General features: G+C 63.8%; 11 protein-coding genes and 1 riboswitch. Of the genes, 7 read left to right on the top strand and 4 right to left on the bottom strand.

Features of this window, described 5'->3' with window-relative positions; genetic code table 11:
- The first annotated feature begins 110 nt into the window (after positions 1–110).
- From E5720_RS12265 to E5720_RS12275, 3 genes are read left to right on the top strand one after another with little or no spacing between them, the layout of a single operon-like run.
- Entirely contained in the window at positions 111–308 is a 198-nt protein-coding gene (locus E5720_RS12265) for a hypothetical protein (RefSeq protein WP_136170883.1), read from the top strand.
- Positions 309–344: 36 nt separating this feature from the next.
- Positions 345–1,007, top strand: a complete 663-nt coding sequence (locus E5720_RS12270) for a GntR family transcriptional regulator (protein ID WP_247595941.1) — start codon at positions 345–347, stop codon at positions 1,005–1,007.
- Positions 1,004–2,239: an MFS transporter gene (locus E5720_RS12275; protein WP_136170884.1), complete on the top strand. Its 1,236-nt coding sequence runs from the start codon at positions 1,004–1,006 to the stop codon at positions 2,237–2,239. The genes E5720_RS12270 and E5720_RS12275 overlap by 4 nt, the downstream gene beginning before the upstream one ends.
- Before the next feature lie 114 nt (positions 2,240–2,353).
- On the opposite strand, the gene E5720_RS12280 is transcribed toward E5720_RS12275, so the two are convergent.
- Both E5720_RS12280 and E5720_RS12285 read right to left on the bottom strand, forming a co-directional pair.
- A complete protein-coding gene (locus E5720_RS12280; RefSeq protein WP_168708425.1) occupies positions 2,354–3,667 on the bottom strand; it encodes a M1 family metallopeptidase in 1,314 nt (437 codons plus the stop codon).
- A gap of 26 nt (positions 3,668–3,693) precedes the next feature.
- Positions 3,694–7,593: a Pls/PosA family non-ribosomal peptide synthetase gene (locus E5720_RS12285; RefSeq protein WP_136172646.1), complete on the bottom strand. Its 3,900-nt coding sequence runs from the start codon at positions 7,591–7,593 to the stop codon at positions 3,694–3,696.
- A 251-nt stretch (positions 7,594–7,844) separates the two neighbouring features.
- Positions 7,845–7,960: riboswitch (SAM riboswitch) on the top strand.
- Positions 7,961–8,014: 54 nt separating this feature from the next.
- On the opposite strand from E5720_RS12285, the gene E5720_RS12290 reads away from it, so the two are divergent.
- Both E5720_RS12290 and E5720_RS12295 read left to right on the top strand, forming a co-directional pair.
- A complete protein-coding gene (locus E5720_RS12290; RefSeq protein ID WP_136170886.1) occupies positions 8,015–9,427 on the top strand; it encodes an aminotransferase class V-fold PLP-dependent enzyme in 1,413 nt (470 codons plus the stop codon).
- A gap of 141 nt (positions 9,428–9,568) precedes the next feature.
- Positions 9,569–10,096, top strand: a complete 528-nt coding sequence (locus E5720_RS12295) for a hypothetical protein (RefSeq protein WP_136170887.1) — start codon at positions 9,569–9,571, stop codon at positions 10,094–10,096.
- Positions 10,097–10,149: 53 nt separating this feature from the next.
- Here E5720_RS12295 and E5720_RS12300 read toward each other — a convergent pair whose 3' ends face one another.
- On the bottom strand, positions 10,150–10,623 hold the full coding sequence (locus E5720_RS12300; RefSeq protein WP_136170888.1) for a YbaK/EbsC family protein: 474 nt from the start codon (positions 10,621–10,623) through the stop codon (positions 10,150–10,152).
- Positions 10,624–10,662: 39 nt separating this feature from the next.
- A complete protein-coding gene (locus E5720_RS12305) occupies positions 10,663–11,655 on the bottom strand; it encodes a hypothetical protein (protein WP_136170889.1) in 993 nt (330 codons plus the stop codon).
- A gap of 128 nt (positions 11,656–11,783) precedes the next feature.
- On the opposite strand from E5720_RS12305, the gene E5720_RS12310 reads away from it, so the two are divergent.
- Entirely contained in the window at positions 11,784–12,365 is a 582-nt protein-coding gene (locus E5720_RS12310) for a TetR/AcrR family transcriptional regulator (RefSeq protein ID WP_136172647.1), read from the top strand.
- 28 nt (positions 12,366–12,393) lie between these two features.
- Positions 12,394–12,615: a DUF6480 family protein gene (locus E5720_RS12315; RefSeq protein WP_136170890.1), complete on the top strand. Its 222-nt coding sequence runs from the start codon at positions 12,394–12,396 to the stop codon at positions 12,613–12,615.
- Positions 12,616–12,617: the final 2 nt, after the last annotated feature.

A 12,617-nucleotide genomic window follows, 5' to 3' on the forward strand; every position in this document is an offset into this window, starting at 1 on the left:
CGAAGGAGTAAGCGCATGTGGCTCGAAGTGTTTTCGGTCGTGGTTCTCATAGGGGCACTGGTGGCGCTCATTCCGACTGCCCGGCGCGTGTTCAAGAAGGGCGAGGACGAATGAGCGATTCGCTGAAGGCGCGTCTGCGAGTGAAATTGATCGGTCAGCTCACAGATGACGGTGACACGGACCTCGACCGGGCCGAGGGCGACAATCCGCGGCTGGTGTCGATCAGCGACGACCTCGCGGCATTGGACGAGGTGGCCGAGAACGATCCGTTGGTGGAGGAGCTGGCGATGAAGTACTGGGTCCCGTGACGAGGTGGGACGGCACCGGCATCTAGTATCTATGTTGTGTCTATCCTCGCATCGAACCCGACATCGGCATCGGAGCAGGCTTACCTGACCGTCAAGGAGCTCATCGTTACCGGTGAACTCCCCGGCGGCGAGCTGGTCAGCGAAGGTGACATCGCCGCTCGCATGGACGTGAGCCGGACTCCGGTCCGCGAGGCCTTCCTCCGACTTCAGGTCGAAGGGTGGATGCGGCTCTATCCCAAGCGAGGGGCACTCGTGGTGCCGATCGCGCCCGGGGAGGCCGAACATATCGTCTCGGCACGCTGGATCGTCGAGACTGCGAGCGTTCGCGCTGTCGTCGGTGACAAACGGGCCCGAACCGAACTTCTCGCTGATCTGCGCAGCAACCTCGAGCGTCAACGTGGCCTTGTCGAGACGGGCACGGCAGCCGAATTCAGCGCTGCCGACGCAGACTTTCACCGGCTGATAGTGCGTGCAGGCGGCAACCCACTTCTCGACGAGTTCTACACAGGTCTTCGCGAGCGCCAACGACGGATGACGGCGCATTCGCTCATCCGCGATCCCGGGCAGATCTCGCGGATCGTCGACGATCACGGCGAGCTCACCGACCTTATCGAAGCAGGCGACGTCGACGGTTTCGCTGATGCGGTCGAGCAACATATGAACCGGGTACATGGATTGACCGAGGATGGTCGGCGATGATCGCACTCTCCACCGGGTCGAACGTCACCAAGGTCGGTTCTGCGCGTTGGCTACTCGTCGCGGCAGGTATGTTCGCCGTCGCTTGGGGCGGAAACGAATTCACCCCACTTCTGGTGATGTACCGGCTCGAGCACGGCTTCTCCGCCGTCACGGTCGATTTGTTCCTGTTCGCGTATGTCATCGGGATTGTGCCGGCGCTGCTCATCTGCGGGCCGCTGTCCGACCGGCTGGGTCGACGGCCGGTGATGTTGCCCGCGACGGCCGTGGCCGCTGCCGGATCGATTCTCATCTCGCTCGGCGCCGACAGCGCAGGCGTGCTGTTCAGCGGCCGGGTTCTCAGCGGAGTCGCTCTCGGTATCGGGATGGCTGTCGGAGGCAGTTGGGTGAAAGAGCTTACCGCCCTGGACCCTTCGTCCGCAGCCGGTGCGGGAGCACGTCGCGCAGCGATGAGTCTGACCGCAGGTTTCGCGCTCGGTGCAGGCGTCGCGGGCATCCTGGCCCAGTGGGCGCCTTGGCCGACGCACCTCGCGTACCTCGTTCATGTGGGCATCTGCGTCCTCGCGGGGATCGGTATGGCTTCGGTGCCGGAGACGCGCGCTGCCGTGCCGCCGGTGGATCGTGAACCGCTTCGCAAAGATCTGTTGATCCCCGCGGCGTCGCATCGCAGATTTCTGCTGGTCGTCGTTCCGTTGGCGCCGTGGGTGTTCGGTGCCGCGAGTGTCGCGTACGCGGTGCTGCCGTCGTTGATGGCCGACAGCAGTGGGGGTTACCCCATCGCACTATCGGCACTGATGTCGGTGATCGCGCTCGGCTCCGGCTTCGCCATCCAGGCGGTCGGCCGCAGGATCGACACGCCGACCCACGCCAGAGGCGCACTCGTTGCACTCGCCATTCTGGTCTTCGGGATGTTGCTCGCAGCGTGGGCCGCGTCGGTATTGACGATCGCCGCCGCTCTCATCGCAGCGGCAGTGCTCGGTTGCGGTTACGGCATGGCGTTGGTCTCCGGATTGCAAGAGGTGCAACGTATTGCCGGCCCCGATGATCTCGCCGGACTGACCGCTGTGTTCTATTCACTCACGTACCTGGGGTTCGCGATTCCGGCGATTCTGTCTGCGCTCACCGAGCAATGGCCCGGGGTCGTGACCTATCCCGCCATCTTCGTCTTCGGTTCGGTTCTCGCCGCGCTTTGCTGGGTGTTCATTCGTGCTCGTTCGAGAGCGCACCTTCCCTGAGTTTCGTGAGCGGGGTCCGGCGATTTACTCCCCCATTCGGAATCCGTACCCCCTGCAGGGGGTACGGATTCCGAATAGCGGAGTAATTTGCGTCGGCGTCGGCGGCGCCGGAGCCTACGGAAGCGCCGGCAGCTCCGCCTGATAGAGCCAGCTGTCCCAGAGGGTTCGCGGGCAACCGAAGCGCGAGGCCAGGTCGATGAAGTCCTGGCTCGATACCGTCGAATAGCGATAATCTTTGGTCCACAGCTGAATCAGCGCGAAGAACCGCTCGTCACCGACGGTTCGCCGCAGTGAATGCAATGCCAGCGCGCCACGCTTGTAGACCCGATCATCGAACAGCTTGGCCTTGCCTGGATCGCCGAGTATCAGATCCTTCGGCAATGTCTGCTGGATGGCGTATGCGCGCTGTGCCTTGTCGTGAGCGCTTGTGCCACCGGAGTTTTCGACCCAGATCCATTCGGAGTAGCACGCGAAGCCTTCGTGGAGCCAGATGTCCGCCCAGGTTCCGAGTGTGAGGCTGTTGCCGAACCATTGATGCGCAAGCTCGTGTGCGACAAGGCGTTCGGAGTGTCGATCACCCGAACAATGGTTGGCGCCGAAGATCGAAATGCCTTGCGCCTCGATCGGAATTTCCAGTTCGTCATCGGTGACGACAACGGTGTAGGCGGAGAACGGGTACGGGCCGTACAGGCGTACGAAGGTCTCCATCATCTGGGCTTGACGGCCGAAATCGTGATCGTAGTGCCGACGCAGCCGTGGAGGAATGATCGCCTCTATCGGCACGGGCTCGGTGCTGGTGACGCGCTTTTCGTAGTGACCTATCTGAATGGTGGCAAGGTACGTCGCCATCGGCTCGGGTTGCTCGTACACCCAGGTCGTGCGGCTCGCCCGAGTCTGCTTGCGCACCAAAGTTCCGTTGGCCACCGCGTAGTAGGGCGAGTCCGTGGTGATCGTGATGCCGAAGCTCGCTTTGGATCCCGGATGGTCGTCGCAGGGAAACCAGGATGCGGCGCCGTTGGGTTGGCTCGCGACGATGGCGCCTTCGGCGAGTTCGTCCCAGCCGACTTCACCCCAGAAACTGCTGATGGGCTTGGGGATTCCGCCGTAGTGCACGGTGACGACGAGCGCCCCACCCGAGAGAATCGGTTTGGCCATCGTGATCTTCAACTTGCCGCGCTGGCGTGAGAACTTCACCGAGCGGGACCCGTTGACCGACACCTTGGACACCCGCAGTGCAGGCCCGAGATCGAGCGCGAACTTGGCGATGGTCGCGGTGGTGACTGCAGTGATCTGCGCTGTTCCGGTCAATCGATTGCTGTCGACCTTGTACTCGAGATCCAACTCGTACCGCGAGACCCGATAGCCGCGGTTGCCGCTCTCGGGCAGGTACGGGTCGATCGGCGCATCGTTGGCGTCGAGGTCGAACATCGGAGTCACCGTCTTCGAACCCGGTTTCACAGCGTCGCCTCGGCCGCCGCAGTGATCCGGCGGTACGGATCGCCCTTCGCCCACGGCGCGATCGGGTTACCCTGCCACCGCGTGTGCGCAGGCACGGTATCGCCGCGCATCACCAGAGACGCCGGCCCGACGGTAGCGCCGTCGCCGATTCCTGCGGCAGGCAGTGCGACGCAATGCTGCCCCAATGTGGCTCCTCGTCCGAGGGTGACGCTGTCCATGGACATGATCCGATCATGGAACAGGTGCGTCTGCACAACGCACCCACGGTTGACTGTTGCACCGTCGGCAAGTGTCACAAGATCGGCTTCCGGTAGCCAGTATGTTTCACACCAGACTCCATGGCCGATGTCCGCGCCGAGCCAACGAAGCCACATGTTGAGCACGGCTGTGCCTTCTGCTGCCCGCGCGAACCACGGGGCCGCGACGGTTTCGACGAACGTGTCGGACACTTCGTTGCGCCACACGAACGAGCTCCACAATGGGTGTTCCACCTTGTCTATACGGCCGACCCAGGCCCACTTCGCCAGCGCGGACACCGTAGCGGCGACGGCACCGGCAATGAGCAGTACGACTCCGCTGAGTAGCGCGGCAAGCCAGTACCCATGACTGTCGGCCAGTGCGAAGAGACCGAACAGCACTCCCAGGCCGATCGCGAATGTCACGACCACCGGAATCAGTCGGCAGGTCTCGACGAATGCCCGAGCGATCTTCAGCTTGGTCGGCGGATCGAACGTGCGCGAGGAGTCGGTCTTTCCGGAGGTGCGACGCAACCGCACGGGTGGGCTGCCGAGCCAGGACGATCCGGATTTCGCCTTGTCCGGGGTAGCCGACAGTACGGCGACGAGGCCGTTCTTCGGGACTGTGCGTCCCGGACCCGTCATGCCGGAGTTGCCGAGGAACGCCCGCTTGCCGACCTTGGCATCCCCGAGGCGCATCCAGCCGCCGCCGAGTTCGTAGCTGGCGATCATCGTGTCGTCGGCGAGGAATGCACCGTCTGCGACGGTGGTGAATTTCGGAATCATCAGCACGGTCGAGGCCTCTACGTCCTTGCCGATCTTCGCGCCGAGAAGTCGCAGCCATCCCGGCGTCAACAAGCTGGCGTAGAGCGGGAACAGGAAGGTGCGCGCGGAGTCCATGAGTCGTTCCGTTGCCCACACCTGAAAGCCGATTCGGCTGCGAACCGGGTGATAGCCCTCGGTCAGGCCGATGCTGCACAGACGCACCGCGGCCACCGTGATGAGCGCGAACGTCGCGAGGGAGACCATCGTGGCGACAGGTAGCAGCAGTACGCCGCGGCCGAGTGCGCCGAGCAACGTCGTCGCAGTGTGCAGCCACCAGCCCATCAGTACCAACGAGACGCCGATGGAGAAGATCGCCATACCTGACAGGAACAGGGACGCGACGCCGTAGGCCACGATCCACCGGGTCGCGCGAGGTGGTGTTTCCTCGGGCCACGGGTGCTCGGCCTTGCCGATTTTCGTGGCGGGGGAGCCGGCCCACATCTGGCCGGCTTTGACGCGTCCGACGACGGCGGAACCGGCGGTCACGACGGCGTTCTTGCCGACCGAAGTGCCTGGTAGAAGCGTCGATCGAGCGCCGACGGTTGCCCCCGCACCGATCCTGATGCCGCCGATGTAGACGATGTCGCCGTCGATCCAGTGACCGGTGAGGTCCACCTCGGGTTCGACCGAGCAGCCGTCGCCGAGTTCGAGCATTCCCGTCACCGGAGGCATGGTGTGCAGGTCGACGCCCTTACCGATCTTCGCGCCGAGTGCTCGGGCGTAGTAGACCATCCACGGCGCGCCGGACAGGTTGGAGGCGCCGCTGGCATCGGTGAGGCGCGTTGCCGTCCACAGGCGCAGATGCACGCTGCCGCCGCGGTCGTAGGCGCCCGGTTTCACTCCGGTCAGCAGAAGGCGTGAGCCGACGACCGAGATCGCCATCCGGCCGACCGGCGTGATGAACAGCAGGAACGCGACCAGGAGCCACCACCAGGACACCGTCGGCGCCCATGGCACGTCGGCGAACCATGACATGACGTTGGCGAGAATGCCGAGCCAGGTGACCCACTGCAGACCGGTAAGCGTGGTCAGCGGCACCGTTGCGGCGATCTGGATCCACTGCGCCCGACGCGGTGTCGGGATGACTTCACGCGGAACGACGTCGACCGGCGGTGCAAGGTCGTCGAGCATGCGGGCGAGTGAGCCGAGCCGCGGATGGTCGTACAACTGCGCGACGGTGACCTCGGGAAAACGCTGACGAAGCGCTGTCACCAACTGCGCGGCGGACAACGATCCGCCACCGTTCTGGAAGAAGTCGGCGTTGTCGTCGGAGACCTGAGCGCCGAGAATTTCGGTCCACAGTTCGGCAACCCATCCCGCCGTTCCGCCGAGCCCGGACTGTTCGCCCATGCCGGGAAGTGGCCACGGGAGCGCGTTTCGATCCACCTTGCCCGACGTCCGGGTCGGCAGCTCATCGACGAGGGTGAGCCGCGGAACGAGCGCCGACGGAAGTTGCTGGGCGAGCAGGGTGCGCGCGGCGTCGAGATCGAAGTCCGGGTCGGTGCTGGACAGATAACCGATGAGTACCGAGTTGCCCGCGCCGGTGGTGCGAATTGCCGCGGCAGCGCCGGCAACACCGGGGAGGGCCTGTAGTGCGTTGTCGATCTCGCCGAGTTCGATGCGTCGCCCGCCGAGCTTGATCTGATCGTCGGCGCGGCCCTGGAAAAGGAGACCTTCGAGCTCGAGTTCGACGAGGTCTCCGCTGCGGTACGCGCGCTCCCAGCCGAGCGTGGGCATGGGCGCGTACTTTTCGGCGTCCTTCTCGGGGTCGAGATAGCGGGCGAGCCCGACACCTCCGATCACCAGTTCACCGACTTCTCCGACGGCTACTGGCTTGCCTGCAGCATCGACGACCGCGAGATCCCAGCCGTCGAGCGGTAGGCCGATGCGCACCGGACCCTTGCCGTCCATGATCGATGCGCAGGCGACGACGGTCGCCTCGGTCGGACCGTAGGTGTTCCACACCTCGCGCCCGTCCACGGCGAGACGCTCGGCCAACTCGGGTGGGCAGGCCTCGCCGCCGAAGATGAGCAACCGAACCGCTTCGAGGGCAACGGCAGGCCACAGGGCCGCCAGAGTGGGAACCGTCGACACGACGGTGATGTCGCGCGAGACGAGCCACGGACCCAGGTCCAGGCCGCTGCGCACGAGCGATCGCGGCGCGGGCACCAGTGCGGCGCCGTGACGCCAGGCGAGCCACATTTCCTCGCACGAAGCGTCGAACGCCACCGACAGACCCGCCAGCACACGATCGCCGGGGCCGAGTGGATCGTCCTGCATGAACATGCGTGCTTCTGCGTCGACGAAGGCCGCCGCGCTACGGTGGCTCACGGCCACCCCCTTCGGGGTCCCGGTCGAACCGGAAGTGAAGATGACCCAGGCGTCGTCCTCGGTTGTCGGGGCGCCGACGTCCGAGGCGGGTGCTGTGTTCTTTTCGGCTGTACCGGCAACGATTCCGTTCGCGGTCACCACCGCGGTGACCTGGGCCTCGCCGAATACGAGTTCGGCGCGCTCGTCGGGGTCGTCCGCGTCGACGGGCACGTAGGCCGCCCCCGCGTTGAGAATCGACAGAATGGCGACGTACAGGGCGAAGGATCCCGACGGCATCCGGATTCCGACGCGATCGCCGCGGCGAACACCGGCTCGATACAGCCACTGTGATCCCTCGTCGATGTCTACGAGCAATTCGCTGTAGGACACCGCGACGGTGCCGTCGTCGATTGCGGGTGCGTCAGGGTATTGCTCTGCTGTGGCGCGGAGAATATCGATCAACGTGCGCTGCTCGGGCGCGTGCGCGGAGCGTAAAAAATCGGGGGGTACGTCGCTCGAAGGCAGTTCGGGGGCCGAATCCGATTGTGGTTGCACAGAAAACGGGGTGTCCTTCTTCTTGTTGGTTACCGAATTGCTAGTGAACCTCGATGGTCGTTATCTCATGTTCGGGTGGCCGGAAGGTGAACGGACGGATGGATCGGTGAGGCTCGACACCGCGCGAATTCTACTCGGGATACGGCTTCGGAGCGGCTGGAGACGCGATTTCCTACCGGAGGGGTTGACAACCTCGTCGACCGTTTGCCATCCTCTTCACAGGTCATGAGTACCAGCATCGAGCCCCGGCTTGCTGGTCGGCAACCCTCCTCCGCGGTGGGGTGCTCCGGGTGACGACCTGGCTGACGCCGGAATACCGGCGCGGCAAGCGCGGACTCGATCATTCTTCTTCGATGTCTCGGGTCCCTTGATGTACAAGGGGATATTTGTCATGACTGCTGTTCTCGAAAGCTCGTGCGCACCGTTCGCCGTGGTCAGTGGGGCAGACCTTCAGGTCCCGCTGGTCGACGGCACTACCTGCACTTATGCGAATTTCGACTACGCCGCCAGTGCTCCTGCTCTCGCCGCGGTGACCGATCGTATCGTCGAGTTGCTGCCCTATTACTCGAGTGTGCACCGCGGCGCGGGTTATGCCTCGCGCGTGTCGACGGCGGCGTACGAGAAGGCTCGCGGGACTGTGTCAAATTTTGTTGTTGCACAGAGTGATTCGGTGACGATCTTCACCAGGAACACTACCGACTCGCTCAATCTGCTGGCGCGGTGCGTGCCCGGTGAGACTGTGGTGCTCGACATCGAGCACCACGCAAATCTATTGCCGTGGCGGAACCGTCGTGTCGTCGTTGCCGCCGACACCCTCGCTGAGACAGTGGCGCGCATCGAGGTCGAGCTCGCCACGAAACCTGCTGCGTTGCTTGCTATCACGGGCGCCTCGAATGTCACCGGTGAGGTGTTGCCCATTCGCGAACTCGCAGAACTGGCTCATCGGTACGGTGCCCGCATACTCGTCGACGGCGCCCAGTTGGTACCGCATCGGCGGATCGACATCAGCGACCTCGGCATCGACTACCTCGCCTTCTCCGGCCACAAGCTGTATGCCCCGCACGGCGCAGGTGTGCTCGTGGGTCGTCGCGATTGGCTCGATGCGGCTCAGCCGTACCTTGCGGGTGGCGGTGCTGTGCACAGTGTGAGCGTGGAATCCACTGCATGGGCGCGCTCGCCCGCGCGTCATGAAGCCGGCACGCCCAACGTCCTCGGCGTCGCCGCAGTGGCTGCGGCGTGCGAGGCCCTCACCGAGCACGAGAGGTCGGGATCCGTCGAACACGAGCGTGCTCTGTCGGACCGATTGCGCACCGGACTGACGGCAACCCCCGGCGTGCGCTTGCTCGAAGTGTGGAACGACTCTCCGGATACTGTGGGGATCGTCACATTCGCCATCGACGGCTTCGGGCCAGGTGAGATCGCTGCCTACCTGTCGGCCGAGCATGGCATCGGTGTTCGAGATGGCAAATTCTGTGCGCACCCCCTTCTTGCGCGCCTCGGTCGTCCCGGCGGGGCAGTGCGTGCGAGCCTCGGCCTTGGAAGCTCCAGTGCCGACGTCGATCGCCTGCTCGGAGCCATAACGAAGCTCGTGTACGAGGGTGCTTCGTGGACGTACGAGGAGAAGGAGGGATGGTGGAACCCGGTGCCAGATCCTCGTCCCTTCCCCGATCTGGTGGACGGGAAGGCGGGAGTCGGATCTCCCTGTGTTCCTGCCACGGTGCCGGTGAGCGCCTCCGGGGAGTCAGGTGCCGCTGAGTGGGACGAATCCCCATCGCAGGCTGAAGCGGTTAGCATCGAAATATGACAGCAATTGTCTTGTGGCGCAACCGTCGCTGGTGCGACAGGTACGTCGATTTGTGCCGGACAGCGTCCGGATCTTGTAGGCGCTCGGGTTAGACCCCATACAGAAGCCGCATCCCTTGCCTTGTACGAAGGACACGATCGCATGTCGCACAGTTCCGATATCGCCCACGCTCGCCCCATCCGGGTGGCCCTCGACCTGTTGGGTCAGTGGACCGAGCTCACCGACACGACTCCGACTTCGGAGATGGTGAGAATTCAGGCCGAAGACCTGCGGGAAGCGCAGAATCTGCGTACTCGGCTACGCGGCGAGGCCGTCGCGTCGGGCAAGGACGCCGACGATGTGGCCGTGTTCCTCGATATCGAGATTCACATTGCGGACGACGCACGCACTGCCCGTCGCGAGTTTGCCGGACTCGACGCTCCGGTAGTCCCGGCCTCGATTCGTTATATCGGTACACCCGTCGGGCTGGCAGGTTTGATAGCCGATGTGAAAGCTGCTGACGTCGCCGATGGCGTCACCCTGATCGCAGTGGGTCCCCGGGAAGCGAATTTCGGCAAGGTCGCATACGGCGTCGTGCCGTGGCTGGAAGATCGTGGCGTTGCGTTCTCGGCGTCGAAGGTGGAGGGAGCCACCGGAGTTCGACCTGCCTCGCACGTGCTCGCCTCGTAGCTCGCACTATTACTCGCTCCGCATCTGTTTTCATGTCCCCGCAGCCTCTGGTGTCATCTCATAGACAGGGTGAGTCCGGCAGTGATGCGTAGCAGTTCCGAATAGGTTGTGCGAAAGATCGTGTTCGGATGTCCTGCAGCAGCCCATAATTCGGGGTACTCGGCCAGTTGCTCGTCGACGTATGTGGGCAGATTCGTCGGGTGACCCACCGGTGCGATGCCTCCGATCGGTTGACCGGTGCAGTGCTTGACCAGTTCGAGCGAAGCTTGCGACAAGGTGCCCTCCAGTCGCCGGCCTGTCCGATCCAGATTTACGCGGTGAGCACCGGAGACAAGCAGTAACACTGGGTCGTCGTCGAGCAGAAACACCAGTGACTTCACGATCGCGCCGACGTTGGCGCCGAGAGATTCGGCGGCGGCGTCGGCGGTCACTGTCGGCACGGGTGCGGTGACGACCACCCCGTGATGTCCACGTGAGATCAGGACGTCCGCGACGTGGGCTGCGTTCGGGTGAAGAAGCCGGTGCATGAGGCAAGCGTATTGCCAAAAGGCAGTCTGTGCCTCGTACTAGGCGTCGACCGGGAGGTTCGAAGATTTCTGTTGTCTGCGGTAGGTGAAGCCGAAGAACAGGGCGAGTCCGATCACCGTGTACAGGACGAGTGCCAGGGCTGGTTGTCCCAGGCCGGTGCCGGAGAAGTAGACGATGCTCCGAACGCCTTCGGTGCCGACACCCGGGGTGATCCAGCGGCCGACTGCCGAATAGAATTCGGGAAGTACGTTCGGACCGAATGCGCCTCCAGCGCTGGGGTTTCCGAGAATGACGAACACGATGATCGCGATCGGCACCGCGGCAATACCCACCGCAGCGCGTAGCCCCAGCGTGAACAGTGCTGTGGCCAGAACCACGGCGGTCCCCAGCAGGGCGAGAGGGAACCAGTGGCCGGCGAACGTTCCGACAACATGCGTGGTGATGAACGCACCGAGGATTCCGGACAGGATCGAATAGCCGACGATTACCCCGAATTGAGCCGAAGCTTCACGTAGCGACTTGGGTGCGCCGATGAGGAGCCCGATTGCCGCCGCGAGGAGGTATCCGCCGACGACCCAGCCGACGGAAAGGTAGAAGCCGGACAATCCGCGGTTGTCGTGGATACTCACGGGAATATCGTCGCGGACGACGAAGGTGCGGTTCTGACTCTGGTCGACCTTGGTGAAGATTGCCTCGAGCGAGCTGGCGATGGAACTGCCTGCGGCGCTGGCGGTGATGAGTGTGTCGGTGCCCGTCGGGCTCAGAACGTAGGCGCCCAGCACCTCTCGGTTGCGGATCATTGCGCGTGCATCACCCGTGCTGGCAGCAGTTCGAGCATCGAGGGGAGTGCCGTCGATGGCGTTGAGCTTGTCGGCTGTGTCGGAGTCCACTCCGGCAGGGAGTCCTTGCTCGGCTACGACCGCGATCGGAATCTCACGAGGTTCGGGCTGATGGAAAGCCGCGACGTAGCTGAGGATGAAGCCGAGTTGGAGTATCAGCACTCCGGCCGCTAGCCAGACAACTTTGCGCATGGATGGAACTCCCTCTCGAAAAATTGTGAATACCTAAGGTATTGAATACTCTAGGTATCATGATGGTTGATGGTCAAGACGAGTGGTTGTCGACACAGATGCCGACGGCCAGGCCTGGACGCGAGAACGTGCGTGAGCGGCTGCTCGACGCCGCAGCCGACGAGTTCACCGAACACGGATTCGCGGCGGCCAAACTCCAGGACATCGCCAGACGGGCCGGGTTCACCAAGGGCGCCGTCTACTCCAATTTCGACTCCAAGCAGGCATTGTTCGCCGAGCTGCTCTCGCGCCGTTCGCTCGAACTCGCCGCACGAGTCGTCGACGACGTCTCCGACCTCGGCCCCGGCGACGCCGCCGGAGCAGGTGGTAGCGCCATCGCATCGTGGATCGTCGCCGAGCCCCGGTGGCCACTGCTGGTGACCGAGTTCGGCATCCATGCAGCTCGAGACCCGAAGTTGGCGGAAAGCTACCGACACGAGCGTCGACTCCTACGAGAAGAACTCGCCACCCTGATCTCGGCCAAAGCCGAGACGTGGGGCGTAACGGACACCCTCGATGCGCGAGAAGTCGCGACGTCACTGCTGGCACTGATCTCCGGACTGTCCGTCGAGCATTCCGTCGATCCAGACGAGATCGATGAACGAACCATCGGTGCAGCGATCACCGAACTCTTCGCAGGAGCGATTGCCCGGGCGACCGAGCAAGATTGAAGCGCATTTCATCGGGTACCCGACCCACATGAGTGCTCAGAACCCCGACCCGAACGAAACCGCAGGATTGGAACCAGGCGGCGGTGTTCAGCCCGGGGATACGCCACCGGCGGAATCCAGCGTCGGTGGTCCGCAGCACGAACCACCGCAACGAGGGTTGGCATTGCCCATCGTGTTTCTCGGGCTCATCGGGCTGGTGGTGATCATCGTCGCCGCTGGGCTGATCGGTCGAATCTTCGGTCTCTACTAGTA

It is taken from the genome of Rhodococcus sp. PAMC28707 (assembly GCF_004795915.1).
Taxonomy (GTDB): domain Bacteria; phylum Actinomycetota; class Actinomycetes; order Mycobacteriales; family Mycobacteriaceae; genus Rhodococcoides.

Excerpts from the sequence above, each read along its gene's own strand:
- E5720_RS12265 (WP_136170883.1), top strand. The coding sequence starts at position 111 with ATGAGCGATTCGCTGAAGGCGCGTCTGCGAGTGAAATTGATCGGTCAG.
- E5720_RS12275 (WP_136170884.1), top strand. The coding sequence starts at position 1,004 with ATGATCGCACTCTCCACCGGGTCGAACGTCACCAAGGTCGGTTCTGCG.
- E5720_RS12280 (WP_168708425.1), bottom strand. The coding sequence starts at position 3,667 with ATGTTCGACCTCGACGCCAACGATGCGCCGATCGACCCGTACCTGCCC.
- E5720_RS12290 (WP_136170886.1), top strand. The coding sequence starts at position 8,015 with ATGACTGCTGTTCTCGAAAGCTCGTGCGCACCGTTCGCCGTGGTCAGT.
- E5720_RS12295 (WP_136170887.1), top strand. The coding sequence starts at position 9,569 with ATGTCGCACAGTTCCGATATCGCCCACGCTCGCCCCATCCGGGTGGCC.
- E5720_RS12300 (WP_136170888.1), bottom strand. The coding sequence starts at position 10,623 with ATGCACCGGCTTCTTCACCCGAACGCAGCCCACGTCGCGGACGTCCTG.
- E5720_RS12305 (WP_136170889.1), bottom strand. The coding sequence starts at position 11,655 with ATGCGCAAAGTTGTCTGGCTAGCGGCCGGAGTGCTGATACTCCAACTC.
- E5720_RS12315 (WP_136170890.1), top strand. The coding sequence starts at position 12,394 with ATGAGTGCTCAGAACCCCGACCCGAACGAAACCGCAGGATTGGAACCA.